The organism is Pseudomonas sp. (genome assembly GCF_017744435.1).
Classification (GTDB): Bacteria; Pseudomonadota; Gammaproteobacteria; order Pseudomonadales; family Pseudomonadaceae; genus Aquipseudomonas.
Window position 1 is genome coordinate 19208 of the sequence record NZ_JAGIBG010000073.1, and the last position, 24002, is coordinate 43209.

20 protein-coding genes and 1 tRNA gene are annotated in these 24002 nt (G+C 63.4%); 15 read left to right on the plus strand and 6 right to left on the minus strand.

Annotated elements, in window-relative coordinates:
• The first annotated feature begins 36 nt into the window (after positions 1 to 36).
• Positions 37 to 1431 (plus strand): MFS transporter, encoded by a 1395-nt coding sequence (locus tag J7573_RS25750; RefSeq protein WP_294341409.1) that lies wholly within the window; start codon positions 37 to 39, stop codon positions 1429 to 1431.
• Positions 1432 to 1440: 9 nt separating this feature from the next.
• Positions 1441 to 1983 carry a single-stranded DNA-binding protein gene (locus J7573_RS25755; RefSeq protein ID WP_085677073.1) on the plus strand — a complete coding sequence of 181 codons (543 nt, stop codon included), beginning with the start codon at positions 1441 to 1443 and terminating at the stop codon, positions 1981 to 1983.
• Between the two features lie 79 nt (positions 1984 to 2062).
• Here J7573_RS25755 and J7573_RS25760 read toward each other — a convergent pair whose 3' ends face one another.
• Entirely contained in the window at positions 2063 to 3463 is a 1401-nt protein-coding gene (locus J7573_RS25760) for a PLP-dependent aminotransferase family protein (protein ID WP_294341412.1), read from the minus strand.
• 426 nt (positions 3464 to 3889) lie between these two features.
• On the opposite strand from J7573_RS25760, the gene J7573_RS25765 reads away from it, so the two are divergent.
• From J7573_RS25765 to J7573_RS25810, 10 genes are all read left to right on the plus strand, one after another.
• Positions 3890 to 4915, plus strand: a complete 1026-nt coding sequence (locus J7573_RS25765; RefSeq protein ID WP_294341413.1) for a TauD/TfdA family dioxygenase — start codon at positions 3890 to 3892, stop codon at positions 4913 to 4915.
• Between the two features lie 29 nt (positions 4916 to 4944).
• Entirely contained in the window at positions 4945 to 5730 is a 786-nt protein-coding gene (locus tag J7573_RS25770; RefSeq protein WP_099814604.1) for a TSUP family transporter, read from the plus strand.
• A gap of 22 nt (positions 5731 to 5752) precedes the next feature.
• Positions 5753 to 6514, plus strand: a complete 762-nt coding sequence (locus J7573_RS25775; RefSeq protein ID WP_294341423.1) for an SDR family NAD(P)-dependent oxidoreductase — start codon at positions 5753 to 5755, stop codon at positions 6512 to 6514.
• Positions 6515 to 6659: 145 nt separating this feature from the next.
• A complete protein-coding gene (fdnG, locus tag J7573_RS25780) occupies positions 6660 to 9728 on the plus strand; it encodes a formate dehydrogenase-N subunit alpha (protein ID WP_294341425.1) in 3069 nt (1022 codons plus the stop codon).
• Positions 9728 to 10678 carry a formate dehydrogenase subunit beta gene (gene fdxH, locus J7573_RS25785; RefSeq protein WP_294341426.1) on the plus strand — a complete coding sequence of 317 codons (951 nt, stop codon included), beginning with the start codon at positions 9728 to 9730 and terminating at the stop codon, positions 10676 to 10678. The genes fdnG and fdxH overlap by 1 nt, the downstream gene beginning before the upstream one ends.
• Positions 10675 to 11331 (plus strand): formate dehydrogenase subunit gamma, encoded by a 657-nt coding sequence (locus J7573_RS25790; protein WP_294341427.1) that lies wholly within the window; start codon positions 10675 to 10677, stop codon positions 11329 to 11331. The genes fdxH and J7573_RS25790 overlap by 4 nt, the downstream gene beginning before the upstream one ends.
• A 4-nt stretch (positions 11332 to 11335) precedes the next feature.
• Positions 11336 to 12256, plus strand: coding sequence for a formate dehydrogenase accessory protein FdhE (gene fdhE / locus J7573_RS25795; RefSeq protein WP_294341428.1), 921 nt, complete (start codon positions 11336 to 11338; stop codon positions 12254 to 12256).
• Between the two features lie 160 nt (positions 12257 to 12416).
• Positions 12417 to 13844: an L-seryl-tRNA(Sec) selenium transferase gene (gene selA / locus J7573_RS25800; RefSeq protein WP_294341430.1), complete on the plus strand. Its 1428-nt coding sequence runs from the start codon at positions 12417 to 12419 to the stop codon at positions 13842 to 13844.
• Positions 13841 to 15763 (plus strand): selenocysteine-specific translation elongation factor, encoded by a 1923-nt coding sequence (gene selB, locus J7573_RS25805; protein ID WP_294341435.1) that lies wholly within the window; start codon positions 13841 to 13843, stop codon positions 15761 to 15763. The genes selA and selB overlap by 4 nt, the downstream gene beginning before the upstream one ends.
• Before the next feature lie 6 nt (positions 15764 to 15769).
• Positions 15770 to 15865: transfer RNA gene (locus tag J7573_RS25810), tRNA-Sec, on the plus strand.
• Positions 15866 to 15931: 66 nt separating this feature from the next.
• Here J7573_RS25810 and J7573_RS25815 read toward each other — a convergent pair.
• Together J7573_RS25815 and J7573_RS25820 are read right to left on the minus strand one after the other, a co-directional pair.
• On the minus strand, positions 15932 to 16918 hold the full coding sequence (locus tag J7573_RS25815) for an asparaginase (RefSeq protein ID WP_294341437.1): 987 nt from the start codon (positions 16916 to 16918) through the stop codon (positions 15932 to 15934).
• A gap of 72 nt (positions 16919 to 16990) precedes the next feature.
• A complete protein-coding gene (locus J7573_RS25820; protein ID WP_159408693.1) occupies positions 16991 to 18433 on the minus strand; it encodes a sodium:alanine symporter family protein in 1443 nt (480 codons plus the stop codon).
• Between the two features lie 178 nt (positions 18434 to 18611).
• Between J7573_RS25820 and J7573_RS25825 the strand changes: the two genes are divergently transcribed.
• The gene (locus J7573_RS25825) at positions 18612 to 19421 is read left to right on the plus strand and encodes a helix-turn-helix transcriptional regulator (RefSeq protein WP_294341443.1); all 810 of its coding nucleotides are present in this window, start codon (positions 18612 to 18614) and stop codon (positions 19419 to 19421) included.
• Between the two features lie 5 nt (positions 19422 to 19426).
• Here the strand turns inward: J7573_RS25825 and J7573_RS25830 are convergent, their stop codons facing one another.
• Positions 19427 to 20224: a TSUP family transporter gene (locus J7573_RS25830; RefSeq protein WP_294341446.1), complete on the minus strand. Its 798-nt coding sequence runs from the start codon at positions 20222 to 20224 to the stop codon at positions 19427 to 19429.
• A gap of 16 nt (positions 20225 to 20240) precedes the next feature.
• Positions 20241 to 21302 (minus strand): hypothetical protein, encoded by a 1062-nt coding sequence (locus J7573_RS25835; protein WP_294341448.1) that lies wholly within the window; start codon positions 21300 to 21302, stop codon positions 20241 to 20243.
• Between the two features lie 236 nt (positions 21303 to 21538).
• Between J7573_RS25835 and J7573_RS25840 the strand changes: the two genes are divergently transcribed.
• Together J7573_RS25840 and J7573_RS25845 are read left to right on the plus strand one after the other, a co-directional pair.
• Complete coding sequence (locus J7573_RS25840) at positions 21539 to 22423, plus strand: sugar nucleotide-binding protein (RefSeq protein WP_294341451.1); 885 nt, start codon at positions 21539 to 21541, stop codon at positions 22421 to 22423.
• Complete coding sequence (locus tag J7573_RS25845) at positions 22416 to 23348, plus strand: NAD-dependent epimerase/dehydratase family protein (RefSeq protein ID WP_294341454.1); 933 nt, start codon at positions 22416 to 22418, stop codon at positions 23346 to 23348. The genes J7573_RS25840 and J7573_RS25845 overlap by 8 nt, the downstream gene beginning before the upstream one ends.
• Positions 23349 to 23482: 134 nt before the next feature.
• On the opposite strand, the gene J7573_RS25850 is transcribed toward J7573_RS25845, so the two are convergent.
• Complete coding sequence (locus J7573_RS25850; protein WP_294341457.1) at positions 23483 to 23926, minus strand: helix-turn-helix domain-containing protein; 444 nt, start codon at positions 23924 to 23926, stop codon at positions 23483 to 23485.
• Between the last annotated feature and the right edge of the window lie 76 nt (positions 23927 to 24002).

Consider the following 24002-nt stretch of genomic DNA (forward strand, 5'->3'; position numbering starts at 1 on the left):
TGATAGAATCGCCGCCGGTTCACACGAGGTTTATCCATGCACGACACCCACAACGAGCGCATGAGCAGCGGCGAAACCCGCGCTGCTAGCGGCCTGGCCCTGGTCTTTGCCTTTCGTATGCTGGGCATGTTCATGGTCTTGCCGGTGCTGGCCACCTACGGCATGGACCTGGCCGGCGCCACCCCCGCGCTGATCGGCCTGGCCATTGGCGCCTATGGCCTTACCCAGGCAGTATTGCAGATCCCGTTCGGGATGATTTCCGACCGCATCGGCCGCCGGCCGGTGATTTACCTGGGGCTGGTGGTCTTCGCCCTGGGCAGCCTGCTGGCGGCCCAGGCTGATTCCATCTGGGGCGTGATCGCCGGGCGTGTCCTGCAGGGCGCCGGGGCGATTTCCGCGGCGGTCATGGCCTTGCTCTCGGACCTGACCCGCGAGCAGCACCGGACCAAGGCGATGGCGATGATCGGCATGAGCATCGGCCTGTCGTTTGCCGTGGCCATGGTCATCGGCCCACTGCTCACAAGCCACTTCGGGTTGTCAGGATTGTTCCTGGCCACCGCAGGACTTGCCCTGGTCGGCATCCTGTTGATTGCCTTCGTCGTACCCAATACCCACAGCACCTTGCAGCACCGCGAGTCGGGTGTGGCGCGCCAGGCCCTCGGCCCGACCCTGCGTCACCCGGACCTTCTGCGCCTGGACGTGGGCATTTTCATCCTCCACGCCATCCTCATGGCCAGCTTCGTCGCGCTGCCCCTGGCGTTCGTCGAGCGCGGCGGCCTGCCCAAGGAGCAGCACTGGTGGGTGTACCTGACCGCGCTGCTGATCTCATTTTTTGCAATGATCCCGTTCATCATCTACGGCGAAAAAAAGCGCAAGATGAAACGTGTGTTGGCCGGTGCGGTCAGTGTCCTGCTGCTGACGGAAGTGTTCTTCTGGCAGTGGGCTGACGGTTTGCGCGGACTGGTGATTGGCACCGTGGTATTCTTTACCGCATTCAACCTGCTGGAGGCTTCGTTGCCTTCGCTGGTGAGCAAGGTGTCGCCTGCTGGTGGCAAGGGGACGGCGATGGGGGTGTATTCCACCAGCCAGTTCCTCGGCGCCGCCCTGGGAGGAATCCTCGGTGGCTGGCTGTTCCAGCACGGCGGGCTGAACATGGTGTTCCTTGGTTGCGCAATCCTGTGTGCCATCTGGTTGGTCGTCGCCTTGCGCATGAACGAGCCGCCCTATGTGACCAGCCTGCGCATGCCGCTGACGCCAGAGGCAGTTCGGGAAGCCGGCTTGACCGAGCGCCTGATGGCCGTGCCGGGTGTGACCGACGCCGTGGTGGTGGCAGATGAAGCCGCCATCTATATCAAACTGGATACGAAAATTTTGGACCGTGCGACCCTCGAGCGACTGGTGAATCCAGCCTCTTCGGCGTGCGAAGCCTAGGAGAACGTTATGGCCCGTGGGGTTAACAAAGTCATTCTGGTCGGCACCTGTGGCCAGGATCCCGAAGTCCGCTACCTGCCCAACGGTAACGCCGTGACCAACCTGAGCCTGGCTACCAGCGAGCAGTGGACCGACAAGCAGTCGGGCCAGAAGGTCGAGCGTACCGAGTGGCACCGTGTGTCGCTGTTCGGCAAGGTTGCCGAGATCGCCGGCGAATACCTGCGCAAAGGTTCGCAGTGCTACATCGAAGGCAAACTGCAGACCCGCGAGTGGGAAAAAGACGGCATCAAGCGCTACACCACCGAGATCATCGTCGACATCAACGGCACCATGCAGCTGCTCGGCGGTCGTCCGCAGGGCCAGCAGCAGGGCGGTGACCCGTACAACCAGGGTGGCGGCAACTACGGTGGTGGCCAGCAGCAACAGTACAACCAGGCTCCGCCACGCCAGCAGGCTCAGCGCCCGCAGCAGCAACAGCGCCCGGCGCCACAGCAGCCAGCGCCACAGCCGGCGGCTGACTTTGACAGCTTCGATGACGATATTCCGTTCTGATCGAGCGGTAAGCGTCTAGCTGAAACAAAAACCCAGGGCAGTTGCCCTGGGTTTTTTTATGTCCTTCCCACAACCCCGCTCAATAAAACAACCGCGGTTCCGGCGAATCCAGCAGGCTCACCAATTTAGTCAGGGCAAAGCCCAGCTCCTGGCGGCTGGGGGACATCAAGGCAATGCGCACACCACAGGTGGCATGGCTGCGCTCGGACAGGAACTGGCTGCCACTGACCACCGTGACGCCATTGTTGCGCGCCAGATTGGCGAACTCGTCGCTGGTCCAGGGCTCGGGCAATTCTAGCCAGATATGGAAGCTGTTGGGCTGGCTGCGGATCCTGTACTTGCCCAGAATCTCTCGCGCCATGTGCTGACGCGCAGCCGCTTCCTCCTGCTGCACCTGCACCAACTGGTCGGCCATGCCGCTGTTGATCAAGTTGCTGGCCAGCTGCGCCATCAATGGCGATGGCATCCAGACGCTGCTGCGTACCATCGACGATAGCCGCGAGAGGGTTTGCGGCGGGGCATACAGGTAGCCGATACGCAGTGCCGGCAGCACGCTCTTGGACAGGCTGGTGAGGTACACCGAACGTTCAGGGGCATAGGCGGCAAGCGGCTTGTAGTCCGGGGCCGGTTCGAGAAAACCGTAGATGTCGTCATCGACGATGAACAGGTCGAACTCGCGAGCGATTTGGGCGATGGCCTCGCGCCGCGCATGGGGCATGATCGAGTTGGTCGGGTTCTGGTGCGTGGTGACGCACACCAGCAGCGAGGGGCGATGTTCCAGGCATGCCGCACGCAGCGCCTCGGGAATCAGCCCGAACTCGTCCATGGCCACGCCACGCAGGCGACGTCCCATGCTGTGGGCCAGGGAGATGATGCCTGGATAGCAGAACGATTCGCACAACACCACGTCGTCGCTCTTCGACAGGCTGCTGATGGCCACCAGCAAGCCATGCTGGGCGCCGGACGTCAGCACCACCTGCTGCCAGCGGGCTTCGGGCAGCCAGCGCTGGATCCAGGCCGCGCCGGCTTGCTTGTGGGTCGCATGGCCGCCCTCGGTGACATAGTCCAGCACCTGGGCCAGGTCGGGCGACTGGGCCAGTTCGTTGATGGCGCCGCGCAGCCAATCGGTCATGTGGGCGTCATTGGGCTTGATGATCGACAGGTCGATCTGCCCGCTCTCGCGCTCGGCACTGCCGGGGCTGGGCCGTGCAGACGCAAGCGGGGCAGGGGGCTGCGCCTGGCGTTGCGGCAACACGAAAGTCCCGCGCCCGACTTCTCCCACCACCAGGCCACGCTTGGCAGCTTCGTCATAGGCTCGGCCAATGGTGCCGGGTGTCACGTCCAGTGACTCGGCCAGGTCCTTGAGGGTTGGCAAACGTTCGCCAGCCACCAGCCGGCCACTGCCGATGTCCTGCTCCAGGGCGTCGGCGATCATCAGGTAGACCGGCTGCGCCAGGTCGCTGTAGTGAGGAACCCACATAGAAATGGCACCAGAGTCTGCGAGAACGCGGAAGCCTAGCACGAAAGGTCTGATGGAGGTAATTGTGTTTTCCTACGTGCAAATTGCCTTGATTGAATCGCATCGATCAGTCGATCGCTGACCATGAAGCAGGGTCTTGATTGAGAAAAATCGAACCTGCATCCGGCGCCGTTTCGCCACGGTTACCAGAAATCTTTTGAAATCAATAAGTTGATTTGATCGACTCAATCCTCTGTCTGCGTGTTTTTGAAAATGGATTGAATCGACGTTATTTTTGTAATTACAATGATTGCGTCGATGCAATTCGCTGGCCTCTCGCTGCCTTCAGCCGCTGGCATCGTCCCGCTGTGACCGGCTTCAAAAAACATAATCATCTGCCGCCGACACCGACTGGCCTCAAGCCAGCAACATGGAATATCACTGCAAATGGAAAGTGCACACCTGCATCAAGGCGCCGAGCTTCAAGCCTCACTGGAGATCCGTCTGCCCTGGGTCATCTCCAGCGCCTGGCAAACCCTGCTGAACAACACACCCCTCGACTTCGAGACGAGCAAGGAGCTTTATCCACAGCTCAAGGACCAGGCCCAGGACGTGCTGGGCAAGGCGCTGTGCCAACAGATCCGTGGCTTTGTCACGGACCCTTACCTGACCAGCATGATCGTGCGCAATTGCCCGCGTGACCGTGACATCCCACCCACGCCTTATTCGGGCGTGCTCAGCCCGCGCAGCACGCCGGTTGCCTGCCTGGTCAGCCTGACCATGCAGAGCCTGATGGGGATCAACCCGGTGGTCTACGAGGGTGAGAACGATGGCCGGCTGTTCCGCCATGTCATTCCTTCGCGCCATTCCTCCAGCCACAAGAGCTCCCATGGCTCGAAGCTGCGCTTCTCCTATCACGTGGACAACCCGGACCTGCCGCTGTCATCCGAGCCGCTCGGCGACACCTCCTGCTGCCCGGAATACCTGTCGTTCTTCGGCATGCGCTGTGACCCGCGCATCAGCACCACACTGGTGAGCCTCGATGCCGTGGTGGCGGCACTGCCCGCTACCACCGTGCGCGAACTGTGCCTGCCTCAGTTCGAGATCCGCCGCCCGGACTCCTTTAGCGGCAACCGCCGCTGCACGGCCGAACTCCCGGTGCTGGTGCGCGGCCAGGCCGGTGAGTGGTTGTGCCGTTTCGACAGCGAGAACACCCACGGTCTCAACCTGCGGGCCGAGCAGGCGCTGGCCAGCCTGCGCAGCGTGCTGGAAACCCGCCGCTTCGACGAACCCCACCTGCTTCTGCCAGGCGACTTCATGGTCTTCAAGAACCAGCGTGTGCTGCACGCCCGCGATGGCTTCGAGCCGCAGAACGATGGCGCTGACCGCTGGCTGCTGCGCCTGTTCGCGGTCAACGACCTGAACCGCGTGCATTTCGCCCGGGCCGACCACCTTTACGAAGTGCTCTCCTGATTTTTTACTGACTCGACGGACGTACCGATATGGAACTGTTAGGCGCCTTCTGGGCGGAACACTGGTTGTTGGCGATCCTGATGCTGGGCGCTATCGCATTCGTTGCAGGCTTTGTCGACAGCATCGCCGGGGGTGGCGGGCTGTTTCTGGTGCCCGGCTTCCTGCTGGTGGGCATGCCACCGCAGGTTGCCCTGGGGCAGGAGAAGCTGGTCAGCACCCTCGGCACACTCGCGGCCATCCGCAACTTCCTGGCCAACAGCAAGATGGTCTGGCAGGTGGCGCTGGTCGGGGTGCCGTTTTCATTGCTCGGGGCTTATCTGGGCGCGCACTTGATCGTGTCGATCCCCCAGGAAACCGTGGGCAAGATCATCCTGGCGCTGATCCCGTTCGGCATTCTCATCTTCCTCACCCCCAAAGACCGCCCGGTGGAGGAGCGCGAACTGTCGCCGCGCATGCTGTTCACCGTGGTGCCGCTGACCTGCCTGGCCATCGGCTTCTACGACGGCTTCTTCGGCCCCGGCACCGGCAGCATGTTCATCATCGCGTTCCACTACCTGCTGCGCATGGACCTGGTCTCCAGCTCCGCCAACTCCAAGACCTTCAACTTCGCCTCCAACATCGGCGCCCTGGTGGCGTTCGTCATGGCGGGCAAGGTCGTTTACCTGCTGGCGCTACCGCTGGTGGCCTGCAACATCCTCGGCAACCACCTGGGCAGCGCCCTGGCCCTGCGCAAAGGCAATGAAGTGGTGCGCAAGGCGTTGGTGTTCTCGATGCTCTGCCTGTTTACCAGCCTGGGTGTGAAGTACCTGGCTTGACCCCCTTCAAAGGAGATAACTGATGAAAACTGCATTCGTGACCGGCGCTTCTTCGGGCTTTGGCCGGGCCATCTGCCGCACCCTGATCGGCAAGGGCTACCGTGTGATCGGCGCCGCCCGGCGCATGGACAAGCTGCAAGTGCTGGAGGCCGAACTGGGCGACAATTTCATTGCGCTGGCGCTGGATGTCACCGATCCGCTGTCGATCGAGTCGGCGTTCGAACAAGTCCGCGACGCCTCACTGCAAATTGACCTGCTGGTAAACAATGCTGGGCTGGCGCTGGGTGTCGACCGCGCCCAGGCCAGCAGCAGCGAGAACTGGCAGCAGATGATCGACACCAACGTCACTGGCCTGGCGATGGTGACCCACAAAGTCCTGCCGCAGATGGTGGAGGCCGACAGCGGGATGATCATCAACATGGGGTCCATCGCTGGCACTTATCCCTACCCGGGCGGCAACGTGTATGGCGCCAGCAAGGCGTTTGTCCGCCAGTTCAGCCTCAACCTGCGCGCCGACCTGGCGGGCACCCGTGTGCGGGTGAGCAATATCGAACCAGGCTTGTGCTCGGGCACCGACTTTTCGGTGGTGCGCCTGAACGGCGACCTGGATGCCGTGCAAGCCCTCTACCGCGACGTGGAAGCCATCTTGCCGGAGGACATCGCCGCCACAGTGGCGTGGATTGCCGAGCAGCCGGGGCATGTGAACATCAATACCGTCGAGATCATGCCAGTGGCCCAGAGCAGCGCGGCACTCAATGTGGCGCGTAACCTGCCGCGCTGTTGATTGGCTCACCCCCTGACCCATGTCATCGCACCTTCTCGTTTCTTGACTAGTCTTATCTATTGGCGGCCATCAATTAGCCGCCACCGTGACTACCAAGAGGCGCCGGCCATGTTCCGTGCGTCCACCACCTGATCAGGAGTGCACGATGGATCTCAACCGTCGGCAGTTCTTCAAGGTCGCCGCAGTGGGCCTTGGAGGCTCGAGCCTGGCGGCGTTGGGCATGGCCCCGACGCCGGCCTTCGCCGAGCAGGTGCGTCACTTCAAGCTGGCGCACACCAAAGAAACCCGCAACACCTGCCCCTACTGCTCGGTCGGCTGCGGCCTGATCCTGTACAGCCAGGGCGATGCGGGCAAGAACGTCAAACAGAGCATCATCCACATCGAAGGCGATGCCGATCACCCGGTCAACCGCGGCACCCTGTGCCCGAAAGGTGCCGGGCTGCTCGACTTTATCCACAGCCCGAGCCGCCTCAAGTACCCCGAGGTGCGCAAGCCGGGCAGCAAGGAGTGGGTGCGGGTCAGCTGGGACGAGGCGCTCGACCGCGTCGCCGACCTGATGAAGCAGGACCGCGATGCCAACTTCATCGAGAAGAACGCCCAGGGGCAAACGGTAAACCGCTGGCTCACCACCGGTTTCCTCGCTGCTTCCGCCGCCTCCAGCGAGGCTGGCTACCTGACCCACAAGGTCGTCCGCGCAACAGGCATGCTGGGGTTCGATAACCAGGCACGTGTCTGACATGGCCCGACGGTGGCAAGTCTTGCCCCGACGTACGGCCGTGGCGCCATGACCAACCACTGGTCCGATATCGCCAACGCGAATCTGGTCCTGGTGATGGGTGGCAACGCAGCAGAGGCGCATCCGTGCGGCTTCAAATGGGTGACCGAAGCCAAGGCGCACAACCAGGCGCGGCTGATCGTGGTCGACCCGCGGTTTACCCGTACCGCTTCGGTGGCGGACTACTACGCGCCGATCCGTACCGGTACCGACATCGCTTTCATGGGCGGGTTGATCAATTACCTGCTGAGCAACGACAAGATCCAGCACGAGTACGTGCGCAACTACACCGACGTGTCGTTCATCGTCAAAGAGAACTATGGCTTCGAGGACGGGCTGTTCAGCGGCTACGACGAGGCCAAGCGCGTGTATGCGGATAAATCCGGCTGGGGCTACGAGCTCGGCGAGGACGGCTTCGCCAAGGTCGACCCGACCCTGCAGCACCCGCGCTGCGTGTACCAGCTGATGAAGCAGCACTACAGCCGCTACACCCCGGAACTGGCCAGCATGACCTGCGGCATGCCGCAGGACGCGATGATGAAGGTCTGGGAAGAGATCGCCACCTGCTCGGTACCGGGCAAGACCATGACGATCCTCTACGCACTCGGCTGGACGCAGCATTCCATCGGCGCGCAGATCATCCGCAGTGCGGCCATGGTCCAGCTGCTGCTGGGCAACGTCGGCATGCCGGGTGGCGGGGTCAACGCCCTGCGCGGGCACTCCAACATCCAGGGCCTGACCGACCTCGGCCTGCTGTCCAACTCGCTGCCGGGTTACCTGACCCTGGCTGGTGATGCCGAGCAGGACTACGCCACCTACATCGACAAGCGTGCGTCGAAGCCGCTGCGCCCGGGGCAGTTGTCGTACTGGCAGAACTACGGCAAGTTCCACGTCAGCCTGATGAAATCCTGGTACGGTCCCAACGCGACCGCGGAAAACAACTGGGGCTATGACTGGCTGCCCAAGCTGGATGTACCGGCCTACGACGTGCTGCGCATGTTCGAAATGATGAGCCAGGGCAAGGTCAACGGCTACATGTGCCAGGGCTTCAACCCGATCGCCGCACTCCCGGACAAGAACCGCGTCACTGCCGCCTTGGGCAAGCTCAAGTGGCTGGTGATCATGGACCCGCTGGCCACCGAAACCTCGGAGTTCTGGCGCAACGCCGGGCCGTTCAACGATGTCGACACGGCCAATATCCAGACCGAGGTGATCCGCCTGCCCACCACCTGTTTCGCCGAGGAGGATGGCTCGCTGGTCAACAGCAGCCGCTGGCTCCAGTGGCACTGGAAGGGCGCCGACGGCCCGGGCGAGACCCGCACCGACGTGCAGATCATGAGCGAGCTGTTCCTGCGCCTGCGTCATCGCTACCAGACCGAGGGCGGTGCCTACCCCGATGCGATGATGAACATCCACTGGCCGTACAAGATCCCTGAAGAGCCATCGCCCGAGGAGCTGGCCAAGGAGATGAACGGCTGGGCGGTCACCGACCTCACCGACGCCACCGGTGCCACGCTCAAGGCCGGTCAGCAGCTGGCAGGTTTCGCCCAGATGAAGGACGACGGCAGCACTGCGTCCGGCTGCTGGATCTTCGCCGGTTGCTGGACCGAACAGGGCAACCAGATGGCCCGCCGCGACAACAGCGACCCGTACGGCATGCACCAGGTGCAGAACTGGGCCTGGGCCTGGCCGGCCAACCGCCGCATCCTCTACAACCGCGCCTCCAGCGACCCGCAAGGCAAACCGTGGGACCCGGAGAAGAAGCGCCTGGTGTGGTGGAACGGCAAGGCCTGGACCGGCACCGACGTGCCCGACTTCAAGGTCGACTCGCCACCGGAAGCGGGGATGAACCCGTTCATCATGAACCCCGAAGGGGTGGCGCGTTTCTTCGCCATCGACAAGATGGCCGAAGGGCCGTTCCCCGAGCACTACGAGCCGTTCGAGACGCCGATTGGCATCAACCCGCTGCACCCGCAGAACAAGAAGGCCACCAGCAACCCGGCCGGGCGGATCTTCGATTCGGTGTGGGACACCCTCGGCAAGCACGACGAGTTCCCCTACGCGGCGACCACCTACCGGCTGACCGAGCACTTCCACTTCTGGAGCAAGCATTGCCGCCTCAATGCCATCGCCCAGCCCGAGCAGTTCGTCGAGATCGGCGAGGTGCTGGCCAATGAGAAAGGCATCAAGGCCGGTGACCGGGTACGGGTGTCGAGCAAGCGGGGCCACATCGATGCGGTGGCGGTGGTGACCAAGCGGATTCGCCCGCTGCAGGTCAACAACCAGACCGTGCACCAGATCGGCATCCCGCTGCACTGGGGTTTCACCGGGACCACGCGGCATGGCTACCTGACCAACACCCTGGTGCCGTTCCTCGGTGACGGCAACACCCAGACGCCAGAGTCCAAGTCGTTCCTCGTCAAAGTGGAGAAACTCTGATGGCCAGCCAAGACATCATCGCCCGCTCGGCCACCACCACCGTTCCGCCTTCGGTACGCCAGCTGGAAGAGGTCGCCAAGCTGATCGACACCACCAAGTGCATCGGCTGCAAGGCCTGCCAGGTGGCGTGCTCGGAGTGGAACGAACTGCGTGACGAGGTCGGCCACAACCACGGCACCTACGACAACCCCCAGGACCTCAGCGCCGAGACCTGGACCCTGATGCGCTTCACCGAGCACGAGCGCGACGACGGCAACCTGGAGTGGCTGATCCGCAAGGACGGCTGCATGCACTGCGCCGACCCCGGCTGCCTGAAGGCCTGCCCGAGCCCGGGCGCGATCATCAAGCACGCCAACGGTATCGTCGACTTCAACCAGGACCACTGCATCGGCTGCGGCTACTGCATCACCGGCTGCCCGTTCAACATTCCGCGTATCTCGCAGAAGGACCACAAGGCGTACAAGTGCACCCTGTGTTCCGACCGCGTGAGCGTGGGCCTGGAACCGGCCTGCGTGAAGACCTGCCCGACCGGGGCGATCGTGTTCGGCAGCAAGGAAGAGATGAAAGTGCATGCCGCCGAGCGCATCGTCGACCTCAAGTCGCGCGGCTTCGACCAGGCCGGGCTGTACGACCCGGACGGCGTTGGCGGCACCCACGTGATGTATGTGCTGCACCATGCCGACACGCCAAAGCTGTATGCCGGCCTGCCGGACCAGCCGGTGATCAGCCCGCTGGTGGGCTTGTGGAAAGGCTTCACCAAGCCGCTGGCGCTGCTGGCCATGGGCGCGGCGGTACTGGCCGGGTTCTTCCACTACGTGCGGGTTGGCCCACAGCGGGTGGAGGAGGACGAACACCCCACACCGCCGGACGACAGTGTGCATCAGGTGGACCCGTCGGTGCATGTCTATGACCCGACCAAGCCCGGTGGGCAAGGGGAGCAGCGGCCATGAACGACAACAAACCCATCCTGCGCTACAACGCCAACGAGCGGACCAACCACTGGATCGTCGCGATCCTGTTCATGACGGCGGGGCTCTCGGGGCTTGCGCTGTTCCACCCGGCACTGTTCTGGCTCAGCCACCTGTTCGGCGGCGGGCCATGGACGCGCATCCTGCATCCGTTCCTGGGCGTGGCGATGTTCGTGTTCTTCCTCGGCCTGGTGTTCCGCTTCTGGCGCGCCAACTTCATCACCGCCAACGACCGCCTGTGGCTGCGCCGCGTGGACCGGGTGATGCTGAACAAGGAGGAGGGCGTGCCACCGATCGGCAAGTACAACGCCGGGCAGAAGCTGCTGTTCTGGACCCTGCTGGCGTGCATGCTGGTGCTGCTGCTCAGCGGCGTGGTGATCTGGCGTGCGTATTTCAGCCAGCTGTTCGGTATCGAGGTCATTCGCCTGTCGGCGCTGGCCCATGCCCTGGCGGCGTTCGTGCTGATCCTCAGCATCATCGTGCACATCTACGCCGGTATCTGGATCAAGGGCTCGATCGGCGCCATGCTGCATGGCTGGGTCAGCCGCGCCTGGGCACGCAAGCACCATGAGCTGTGGTACCGCGAAGTGACCGGCGACAAGACGCCGGGCAATCACGGACGAAAAGAAGGATGAGCGCTTGAGCACGATACTCGAACCCGGGCAGATCGAAGCGTCGGCAGTGATGCCGCCGTTTCTGCACCTGCCGCCTGCCAATCTGTTTGCACTGCGCGCAGCGCGCCTGGAACACCTGGCCGAGGGCAATGCCCTGGGTGATTACCTGCGGCTGATCGCCCAGTTGTGCCGCGTCCAGCAGCAGCTTGTGGATAACCCTCCCGGCGGGTTGCCGGTAGCCGAGGAGCGTCAGCGCCTGTGCATAAGTCATGGCCTGCCACCGTTGGCAGCCGACAGCCTGGTGCGTGAAGGGCCATGGCTGGTCTGGTTGCAGGCCTTGCTCATGCACTTCGATAGCGAGGCCAGTGGCGCGCTGGGCGAGGCGTTGCAAACCCTGCGCGACAGTGACGACAGCCAGCGCAAGGGCTGGGGTATCGCCTTGCTCGCCGGGCAATACGATGCGGTGCCGGCGGCGCTGGTACCGTTCATTGGCGCCGCCTTGCAGGCCGCCTGGTCGAGTTGGTTGCTGGCGCTGCCTGCCCCTGAACTGAAGCCCGCCGGTAGCCTGGCGCAATGCCCGGCCTGTGGTTCGCCAGCGATGGCCGGGGTGGTGCGCAACCGTGGCAAGCACAACGGCCTGCGTTATCTGGCCTGTTCGCTGTGTGCCTGTGAGTGGCATGTGGTGCGGGTCAAGTGCGTGTATTGCGAGTCGAGCAAGGATTTGCGCTATACCAGCCTTGAAGACGACCGCCATGCACCGGGCAAGGCGCCGCTGCGCGCCGAGTGCTGTCCGGCATGCGAGAGCTACCTGAAGCAGAATTACCTGGAAAACGATGCGGCGGCCGAGCCGCTGGCCGACGACCTGGCCAGCCTGGCGCTGGATATCCGCCTGGACGAGGAGGGCTTCCATCGCCTGGCACCCAACCTGATGCTCGCGCCCGGGTAGTGGCTGAGTGTCTACACTGTAATACCGAGTCGCCTGCTTCGCGGGCTCGCCCGCTCCTACAGGTACTGCACAAGCCTCAAAAGCTGCGCGGACCTTGTGGGAGCGGGCGAGCCCGCGAAAGGGCCAGCACAGACAACGGATCAGTCCAAGGTAGTACTGCATGTCCTCCAGCCTAGCCAGCGACACCCCACGCCTGCCCTCCATCGACACCCTCCTGCGCCACCCGGCCTGCCTCCCGCTGATCGACCGTCACGGCCGCGACGCCGTCCTGAACACCTTGCGCCAGTTGCTTGACGACCTGCGTGACCCCGCCCGCAACGGCGAACTCAGCAGCGCCGAACTGGCTGCTGAAATCCTCCTTGGCCGTACTGGCGAACGCCTGTCGATCCAGCAACGCAGCCAGGTCCGCCGCGTGTTCAACCTCACCGGCACCGTGCTGCACACCAACCTCGGCCGTGCGCTGCTGCCCGAGGAAGCGGTCGAGGCGATGCAGACTGCCGCCCGCTACCCGCTCAACCTGGAATTCGACCTGGCCACCGGCAAGCGCGGCGACCGTGATGACTTGATCGAAGGCCTGATCCGCGAGCTGACCGGCGCCGAGGCCGTCACCGTGGTCAACAACAATGCCGCCGCCGTGCTGCTGGCGCTCAACAGCCTGGGCACGCGCAAGGAGGGCATCATCAGCCGTGGCGAACTGATCGAGATCGGCGGTGCGTTCCGCATCCCCGACATCATGGCCAGGGCCGGGGTGAAACTGCACGAGGTCGGCACCACCAACCGCACCCATGCCCGTGACTATGAAGCCGCCATCGGCCCGCGCACCGGCCTGCTGATGCGCGTGCACTGCAGCAACTACAGCATTCAGGGCTTCACCCATCAGGTACCGACTGGCGAACTGGCGCGTATCGCCCACCAGCATGAACTGCCACTGCTTGAAGACCTCGGCAGCGGCAGCCTGCTTGATCTCACGCGCTGGGGGCTGCCCGCCGAACCGACGGTGCGCCAGGCTCTGGGCGATGGCGCCGATATCGTCACCTTCAGCGGTGACAAACTGCTGGGCGGCCCTCAGGCCGGGATCATCGTGGGTCGCAAGGAGCTGATTACCAGGATCAAGAAAAACCCGCTCAAGCGCGCACTGCGCGTCGACAAGATCACCCTCGCGGCACTCGAGGCAGTGCTGGCGCTGTACCGCAACCCCGATCGCCTGGCCGAACGCCTGCCGAGCCTGCGTCTGCTGACCCGCAGCCAGGCCGAGATCCAGGCCCAGGCCGAGCGGCTGGCCCCCGAGCTCAAGGCACACCTGGGTGAGCAATGGCGGGTCAGCGCCGAGCCAGCGCTGGGCATGATCGGCAGCGGCAGCCAGCCGGTGGCGCGCCTGCCCAGTGCGGCGCTGTGCCTGCGCCCGCAGGTGTCGAAGAAGCTGCGCGGGCGCAGCCTGCATGTGCTGGAGCGGGCCCTGCGCGACCTGCCGGTGCCGGTGCTCGGGCGCATCGCTGACGACGCCCTGTGGCTCGACCTGCGCCAGCTCGACGATGAGGCCCAATGGCTGGCGCAGTTGCCGGCCTTGCAATTGGGGCCCGTGCAATGATCGTCGGCACCGCCGGCCACATCGACCACGGCAAGACCGCGCTGCTTCAGGCCCTCACTGGCCAGGCCGGTGACCAGCGCCAGGAAGAACGCGCCCGTGGCATGACCATCGACCTCGGCTACCGCTACGCGGCGCTGGCCGAAGGGGCGGCGTTGACCGGTTTCATCGATGTGCCGGGCCATGAGCGGTTTATCCACAACATGCTGGCCGGCGCCCACGGCATCGACCTGGTGCTGCTGGTGGTGGCCGCCGACGACGGGGTGATGCCGCAGACTCGCGAGCACCTGGCAATCATCGAGCTGCTGGGTATTCCCCAGGCATTGGTGGTGATCAGCAAATGCGACCGGGTCGAGCCCGAACGGCTGGCCGAGGTGCAGGCGCAAGTCAGGGCGTTAATGGCAGAGGGGCCTTATGCCAAGGCTCGGCAATTCCCCGTGTCGAGCGTCACCGGGCAGGGTATCGAGGTGTTGCGCCGGGCCTTGCTGGAGGCCGAAGTACGGGTGCGTCAGCGCAGCGTGCGCGGTGGCTTTCGCCTGGCGGTCGATCGCGCCTTCGCCGTGACCGGCGCCGGGATAGTCGTGACCGGCACGGCACTGGCCGGGCGTGTCAGTACCGGCGACACCTTGCTGCTGGGCAAGGCTGGCAAGCCAGTACGGGTGCGTGGCTTGCACGCGCAGAACCAGGTGGCTTTGGTGGCCGAGGCCGGCCAGCGGGTGGCGTTGAACATCGTCGCCGAACGCCTTGCGGTAGAGCAGGTGCACCGAGGCGACTGGCTGGTGCCCGAATGGCTGCATGCGCCCAGCGTGCGGGTGGACATTGAACTGTGCCTGCTACCCGGTGAAACCCGCATGTTCGAGCATTTCAGTGCCGTTCACGTGCACCTCGGCACCCAGGATGTAACGGCCCGGGTGGCCTTGCTCGAAGGCGAAACCCTGGCCGCCGGCCAGCGCATGTTTGCCCAGTTGCTGCTCAACGCGCCGTTGCAGGCGGTGCACGGTGACCGCCTGGTGCTACGGGACCAGCGTGCCCAGCGCACCCTTGGTGGCGGCAAGGTGCTCGACCCGTTCGCGCCGAGTCGGCAGCGCCGCAGTGAAGAACGCCTGCGCCAGCTGCAGGTGCTGCGTGATGCAGAGGGCCTGGAGGAGGCACTGCCGGCCTTGCTCGCCAGCGCGCTCGGTGGCCTCGACCCGCAGCGCCTGGAGCGCCAGTTCAATCGCCAGCGCGAAACCTGGCTGTTGCCCAATGATGTGCTGGTGGTGGCCACGCGCCAGGGCCCGCTGCTGTTTGCCAAAGGCCAATGGCTTGCACTGCGGCATCAGGTGCTGGAGCAACTGGCGCGTTTTCACGAACAGGAGCCCGACCAGCTCGGCCCGGACCGCGACCGTCTGCGCCGCTTCGCCGCCTTGCCGCTGGAGCGCCCGGCGTTTGTCAGCCTGCTCGATGAACTGCTCAATGAGCAGGTGATAGCCAGCAGCGGGCCATGGCTGCATTTGCCTGATCACAAGGTGCAGCTGAGCGCCGCCGACAGTGCGCTGTGGGAACGACTGCAGCCGAAGTTGCTGGCAGGGCAATATGACCCACCCTGGGTCCGGACGTTGGCCACTGAAGAAAACTGTGCGGAGGCGGATGTGCGCCTGCTGCTGCGCAAGCTGGCCCGGTTGGGCCTGGTGCATCAGGTGGTGCGCGACCTGTTCTACCCTGAGGTGACGCTAGGGCGCATGGCAGAGCTGCTGCTGGGGCAGGCCAGCGAGACGTCGATAGTGCAGGTTGCGGCGTTTCGCGATATGTTGGGCATCGGTCGCAAGCGCAGTGTGCAGATTCTCGAATACTTCGACCGCATCGGCTTGACCCGGCGGGTGGCCGACCAGCGCTACATCCGCGCCGACAGCGCCCTGGCCCAACAGCAGGCCAGGCACTGAGTTCAAGGAAGGCAATCGCGCCCGGTGGCGCGGCCGGGCTTCAAACCCGGTTGGGGACGGCAGCCGTTCCCGGGCAGGTTCGACTCCCGCTGCCTTCCGCCATTTCTTTCTACCTATCAGGGCCTCTTCGCGGGTTTACCCGCGAAGGGGCCCCTGTCAGGCTGAAACCTAGGCCCGCTCCCCGCACAGGTCCAGAGCAAACCATTGCTCTGCAGCATCCACATCCAGCCCCGCCCCCAGCAGCGCAAACATCTTGCCCAGCGCCGCCTCACGGGTCATGCCGCCACCACTCACCAGCCCGGCCCCACGCAGGCGATTGCCCGCCGCATAGGTATCGAAAACCACCGACCCTTCCGGACACTGGCTGATGGCAGCCAACAGCACACCACGCTGGCGCGCTTCACGCAGCACTTCCAGCAATGCCTGGTCATCCGACGGCCCGGTACCGCTGCCATAGCACTCCAGCAGCAGCCCTTGCACGCCGCTGTCGAGCAGTCCCTTCAGATGCCCGGCCTGCAGGCCCGGGAACACCGGCATCACCGCCAGGTTGACCGGCTGGCGCTGCTGGCGATAACCCAGGGCGGCAGGCAGTTCGGCGGCACGCTCGCCTTCACGATGGCGCGGCAGCGCGGCAAAGGCATCGAAGGCTTCGCTGCGCAGCTTCGAGGCCCGGCAGCCATGCAGCAGCTGGCCGTGGAAGTACAGCTGCACGCCAGCTTCCAGGCCCTGTTCGACCAGGCGCAAGGCCCCGCACAGGTTGTCCCAGGCATCGCTGCCCGGTGCGCCGGCCGGCAGCATCGAGCCGGTCAGCAGCACCGGCACCGGCAGGCCCAGCAGCAGGAACGACAGCGCCGCGGCGCTGTAGGCCAGGCTGTCGGTGCCATGCAGCACCAGCACGCCGTCATGGCCAGCGTCCACCGCCGCGACGATGGCATCGCGCATCGCCAGCCAGTTGTGCTGCTGCATGTTGGCGCTATCGAGCAGCGGGTTCATTTCCTGCAGCGTCCATTGCACCTGGGGCGCATCGGTCAGCTGGGCGAGGTGTTCGCGCATCCGCGCGTCGAAACCACCGGCCGGCGCCAGGCCTTCGGCGGTTTCGAGCATGCCGATGGTGCCACCGGTGTAGAGGACGAGGAGATTCTTGACTGCACGCATGGAAATCATCCGTAGCGGTGAGCGGAGGTAGAGCAGCCGCCCACGGACGGGGCGGCTGGGCAGGGCAGGATATCAGCGCTGCGGCTGAGCTTGGCCGACGGCTTTGTCAGTGGCTGTTTCCGCCTGTGGATTGGCAGGCCAGGCGTTGCGGTCCAGGTCCAGGTCGGCGAACTTCGACGAGTCGAACACCGGCTGCTTGATGCCGGCCTTGCGCTGGTCATCGTAGTCGCGCATCACCCGCAGGCCGACCTTGAACAGCAGGGCCAGGGCCACCAGGTTGACGAAGGCCAGGCAAGTCATGGTGATGTCGGCGAAGGCGAACACGGTCGACAGGTCCTGCATCGAACCCCACACCACCAGCGCCAGTACCAGGGCGCGGAACGCCAGCAGCACCACGCGGTTGCGGCTGAGGAACTGCAGGCTGTTCTCGCCCAGGTAGTAGTTGTAGAGGATGCAGGTGAACACGAACAGCGACAGTGCCACGCTGACGAACAGGCGGCCCCAGTCACCGACCACGGCGGCCAGCGAGTTCTGGGTCAGGACGATGCCGTCACCTTCGAAGCCCGGGGTGTAGAAGCCCGACAGCAGGATCAGCAACGCGGTGCAGGTGCAGATCACGAAGGTGTCGAGGAACACGCTGAACGCCTGGACCACGCCCTGGGCGCCCGGGTGCTTCACGGCGGCCACGGCAGCCACGTTCGGCGCACTGCCCAGGCCCGCCTCGTTGGCGAACACGCCACGCTTCACGCCCATGACGATGGCGCTGCCGAGCAGGCCGCCGAATGCCGGGTCGAGGCCGAAGGCGCTCTTGAAGATGGTTTCCAGCATGGCCGGTACGTGCTCGATCTGGGTGCCGATCACGTACAGGGTCACGCCGATGTAGGCCAGGGTCTTGATCGGTACCAGCAGGTCCGACACCGCCGCGATGCGCTTGATGCCACCGAGGAAGGTGATGGCCAGCAGCACGGCCAGGACGATGCCGGTGTGGCGCGGGTCGAAGGCGAAGGCGTTCTGCAGCGAGTGGGTCACGGTGTACGACTGCAGGCCGATGAAGGCGAAGCCGTAGGTGACCAGCAGCAGGATCGAGAACACGATGGCCATGCTTTTGCGCTTCAGGCCGTGCTGGATGTAGTAGGCCGGGCCGCCACGGTACAGGCCGTCGCCGTCGGCGCGCTTGTAGACCTGGGCCAGGGTGCATTCGAAGAAGCTGCTGGCCATGCCGACCAGGGCAGTGACCCACATCCAGAACACCGCGCCTGGGCCACCCAGGGTCACGGCAATGCCGACACCGGCGATGTTACCGGCACCCACGCGGCCGGCGAGGCTCAGCATCAGGGCCTGGAAGGAGCTCAGCTGGCCTGCCTGGCCACGCAGCGACTCCTTGAATACGGCGAACATGTGGCCGAAATGGCGGAACTGAACGAACCGCGAACGGATGGTGAAGTAACCGCCGAGACCGACGATCAGCACGATGAGGAGTTTCCCCGAAAGGAAATCGTTGAGTGCTTCGAGCATTGGAAAATGACCTCGATTCTTATTCTTCGTGTGAAAAGACAGCGGACGGCAGGCGCACCGCTATGCGTTGGGGCGCATGGTTGGCCATGACAAGGGTGGTTACAATTTCGCGTGTTGCTCTGAGTTGGCGCGACTTGATGCTAGACTGGCATCATTCGCGTCACCTGAGCCCCCTGCCATGAGCGATCACTTCGCTACCAACCTGAAACTGGCCTGCAGTCACTACCGCTCTATTTCGGAAGTTTGCCGCCAGCTGTCGATCAACCGCGCACAATTCAACAAGTACCTGAGCGGCCAGAGCCGCCCGACGCCGTTCAACCTCAAGCGCATCGGTGATTTCTTCGGCGTCGAGGATTACGAACTGAATTTGCCGGCCGAACAGTTTGCCCGACTGATCGGCGCGCGCGTGTCGACAGTCTCCGACCAGCCCGATGACCCGATCAGCGAACTGTTCCGCCCGCTCCACGAACACGCCGGCAATCTGTCGCGCTATTGCGGCTATTACTTCGAGTATTCCAACTGCATGTCGGTACCCGGCACCATCCTGGTGTCGCTGGTGCACCTGTGGGAAGAACGCGGCCGCTTCCTGTTCGAGCGCCAGGAACGCCAGGAGCGCTCCAGCGCCACCGACCAGCATGCCGAGGTGCGCTGCCGCTACCTGGGCGCGGCGTTCCAGTTGCAGGACCGGGTGTTCCTCATCGACTACGAGTCGCTGACCTTCAACGAGATGAGCCAGACCATCCTCATCCCCAGCTTCAAGAGCCGCATCACCCGCCTCAACGGCCTGAAGTCCGGGGTGTCCAGCGGCGACCGGCGCAACCCGGCCTGCACCCGGGTGGTGTGGGAATACCTGGGGGAGGAGATCAACCGCATCAATGCCTATCGGCAGGTCAGGCTGTACCGGCCGGATGATCCACGGATCGATGACGATGTGCGTGAGCGGTTGAGTGTGGGGCCGTTGCGGAACAGCTTGTTCGAGATTGAATGAAATATTTAGCGCAGCACCGTGTAAGCGCGCAGCCATTCACCTACCGGATGACCATCACCAAGCAACAACTTCGCCGCCATCAGGCAACACACCGTGATCAACAGTGGCTTGACCAGTTGCGGTCCGAAGTAGAGGGCGCAACGAGCGCCGAGTTGAGCGCCGATGATGGCGCAGGCCGCCATGGCCAGCGCCAAAGGCCATATGATGGCTCCACCGTAGGCAAATACCGACAATGCTCCAAGGTTGCAGGATGCGTTGAGCAGTTTGCTGCTACTGATTGCCTGCATGAGGTGCTGCCCCAGCAGCAGTGTGAAGGCGACCATGAAGAATGAACCGGTACCCGGGCCAAAAATGCCGTCATAGAAGCCAATGCCTGGAGCAACCAAGAGCGCAAAGCAGAAATACGACAGCCGCCGCTTGCGGTCCTGATCCTCGAGCTTGGGGCTGAGTGCAAAGTAGGTAGCGACCGCAATCAGCAAGAACGGCACAGTTGATTCAAGGACCGCTCTGTCGAGCAAGCTGATCGACAAGGCCCCTGCAAAACCACCTGCGAATGACAGCAAAGCCATTGGCCAGTCTGTTCGCCATTGGATCATTCGCTTGCGGGCGAACGCCCAGACTGCTGAAGAACTGGCCGAGGAGGCCTGGAACTTGTTGGTAGCCATTGCCGCTAGCGGATCGACTCCGGCAATGAATAGCGCCGGAAGCGTGAGTAAACCACCGCCGCCTGCGATGGCGTCGAAGAAGCCTGCCAGCAATGCAGTGGCGGCAAGGATCAACAAAGTTGAAATTTCGATTTCCATACTTGGTTATCCAGTCTTATCCGCGAACGACGAGTGGGTCTGGTTGAAGTACCAGAGGCTCCGTGTGAGGTGCATATGCAAACAACCGAACCAGAAGCCTTCTGTTATCAAGAATGGTGTCCCGAGAATGCAGGGCCTGGCTGTTGTTGATCAAAAGCGCTGAACTTGAGTCCAGCACAAATACTGTGGGTTCTATTTCGCTGACTAATCCCTCTAATGCCTTGAATGCATGCTGCGCAGGGACTGAGGCCTCTGAGTCCAACGAATAGCGGTAAGTGCTGTAGCGCAAGGTAAACCCTTCCATTCTGTCGAACTGCAATATGGAACTTGGACGAGGAGGCGGGCTGTCATCCTTGATGAAGCATTCGCTTCGGCTGAAGCGAAACGAGCGTGATGTGAGCGCCAGTGCTTCGATACCGTTCAGTTTTCTGATGGCTGCGCGCATGGGTGTCAACCGTGTCGGTTCTCGCTGTGGGTTCCATCTTGCGGTCAGGATTAGCGCGCTCGGTGCTGGTGAGTGTTCGTCTTCAGCTTTGACCGAACAGTTGTAAGGGGGCTCCGTATGGGGACCAAGGCTAACGCCTGCATGGGAGTTCAATTCGGCCGTTCGGTCTTGTTTTTCCTCAACAAGCGGGACCTTTCCACCACCTTTGAAGTTACCCACAAGTCGCGTTTGTTTCCCCTCGTTGTCGATATCAAATGCGAAGGATCGGTATCCGACTAGACTCAGCAGAATCTGATGTCTGGACGCCAAATAAATCACTGCAGGCGCCGTGCTCAGATTTTCCTGTGGCGGCATTACATCTGGGGGAGGGTCACTGGGCAATGGCAGCATGTTGCTGAACTCAATTGCACAAACCTGGCCGGATGTGAACGCATCAAGAAGTGCCTGCTGTTGAGCTGTGATCTCCTGTTTCAGCCGCTCAGCATAGTGCCTGGATAACGCAGCAGTGCCTGAAGCATCAGGTCCCCCCTCAGCGGCCACGCGAAGGCACGCCTCGTCCAGCCTACGAGCTTGACCCTGGTCGAAGTTAAAATGAGCAATATCGTGTAATGCTTCGCTATAGCTCCCTGTCATTGTTTTGTCCTTGTCTGTAGGGATGTTGTGAACTTTCCGAAGATACGGGAGCTATTTAGGCAATTATTTTTGATATTGGATGCAGGACTTGGCCAGTCGAAGGCGTAGGAATTTTCCTGCGAGGTGGTGGCTCTGAGGCGCATTGGTAGCAGCGCACCCTAGGGTTGGACTTCCCCGCCCGGAAACCGCAAAATGACTCCTTTCCTTCTATCAACCTGTTCGGATCTGCTGACTCTATGCGTATGCGCCTGATGCTGTTGGGTGGTGGCAATGCCCTCGGGCAAGCGCTGATTCGTCTCGGGGCCGAGGAGGACATCGCATTCCTGGCACCGCGCCCGCCGGAGAACGGCTGGGCCCCGGCCAGCCTCACTCAGCTGCTTGACGATCATCGCCCCGATGCCCTGGTCAACCTGGCCTACTACTTCGACTGGTTCCAGGCCGAGGCGGTCAGCGACCAGCGCCTGGCCCTGCAAGAGCGGGCGGTGGAGCGGCTGGCGGAGTTGTGCCAGCACCACCAGATCACCCTGGTGCAGCCTTCCAGCTACCGGGTATTCGATGGTTCGCGGGCCACGGCCTACTCCGAAAAGGACGAACCGGTACCGTTGGGCCAGCGTGGCCAGGCCTTGTGGCGTATCGAGCAGAGCGTGCGCGCGGCGTGCCCGCAGCATGTGCTGCTGCGCTTCGGCTGGTTGCTGGACGAAAGCATCGACGGTGCCCTGGGCCGCTTCCTGACCCGCGCCGAGCAACCGCAGGAGCTGCTGCTGGCCGATGACCGCCGCGGCAACCCGACGCCAGTCGACGATGCTGCACGGGTGATCCTCTCGGTGCTCAAGCAGCTGGATTGCAGCGCGCCGCTGTGGGGCACCTACCATTACGCCGGCAACGAGGCGACCACGCCGCTGGCGCTGGGCCAGGCGATTCTCAGCGAGGCCGGGCAATACCGTCAGCTGGCCGTACAGGCGCCAACCGCGCAGGCCCACGCCGCACGGCCGGATGCCAGCGAGGAGCCGCAGCACGCGGTGCTGGCCTGCAAGAAAATACTTCACACTTTCGGCATCAAGCCGCGTGCCTGGCGCGCGGGCTTGCCGCCACTACTGGATCGATTCTACCGCCATGGCTGATGCCCCCATCCTGATCACCGGCGGCGCCGGCTTCATTGGCTCCCACCTGTGCGATGCGTTGCTGGCCAAGGGCTATGCCGTACGTATTCTCGACGACCTTTCCACCGGCAAGCGCGACAATCTGCAACTGGATAACCCGCGCCTCGAACTGATCGAAGGCGATGTGGCCGACGCTGCGCTGGTTCAGCGTGCCGCCGCCGGTTGCGCTGCCGTGGTTCATCTGGCTGCGGTGGCGTCGGTGCAGGCGTCGGTCGAAGATCCGGTGAAGACCCACCAGAGCAACTTCATCGGCACCCTCAACGTGGCCGAGGCCATGCGCGTGCATGGCGTGCGCCGCGTGCTCTTTGCATCGAGTGCGGCGGTGTACGGCAACAATGGCGAAGGCGAGTCGATTGCCGAGGACACGCCGAAGGCGCCGCTGACGCCCTATGCGGTGGACAAGCTGGCCAGCGAGCAGTACCTGGATTTCTATCGCCGCCAGCATGGCCTGGAGCCGGTGGTATTCCGCTTCTTCAACATCTTCGGCCCGCGCCAGGACCCGTCCTCGCCGTACTCCGGGGTGATCAGCATCTTCAGCGAACGGGCCGTTCAAGGGCTGCCGATCACCGTATTCGGCGATGGCGAGCAGACCCGTGACTTCCTCTACGTCGGCGATTTGGTGCAGGTGATGGTGCAGGCGCTGGAGCAGCCGCAGGTGGAAGAGGGCGCGGTGAACGTCGGCCTGAACCAGGCAACTTCGCTGAACCAGATGCTCAAGGCACTGGAGCAGGTGGTGGGCAGCTTGCCGGCGATCAGCTACGGCCAGGCGCGCTCGGGTGACATTCGCCATTCGCGGGCAGACAACCAACGCTTGCTGGCGCGCTTTGATTTCCCGCAGCCGACCCCGATGGTCGAGGCTTTGGCCAAGCTGCTCGGTAGGGCTTGAGATAGCCGGGGCTGCTTCGCAGCCCTTTCGCGACTCAAGGCCGCTCCCACATTGATCTGCGCAAATATCAAAACTTGCGCAAACCCTGTGGGAGCGGCCTTGAGTCGCGAAAGGGCCGCAAAGCGGCCCCAGGTTCATGAATGCCGCACAACCTTGCGCAGGCAATCCTCCGCTGCCAGAAGCCTGCCATCCTCGGAACGCACCTGCAGAATCCCGACCGGCCGCCCCTTGGCACTGTCCACCAGCTCCGAACGCGTTTCCCCCGTCTCGAACAGAAACCGCTCCCCCCACTGGCGCAACCCCACCACGACCGGAAACACCGAGCGCCCTTTCTCGGTCAGCACATATTCCTTGTAGGCGCTGCCATCGGACGCCGGCTGCAACGCCAGCAACCCACTCTCCACCAGCAGCTTCAGCCGCGACGCCAGGATGTTCTTCGCCAGCCCCAGGTTCTTCTGGAACTCGCTGAAACGGCGCAGGCCATCGAAGGCATCGCGCAGGATCATCAGCGCCCAACGGTCGCCCAGCACTTCCAGCGCCCGGGCTACGGGGCATTGAGCGTTCACTTCATCGAGCATTGGCAGCACCTGTAGGGTTTATCTGGTTGCAGATTAAAACCACATTTGCTAAATATCCAGCATGTGGTTTCAATTT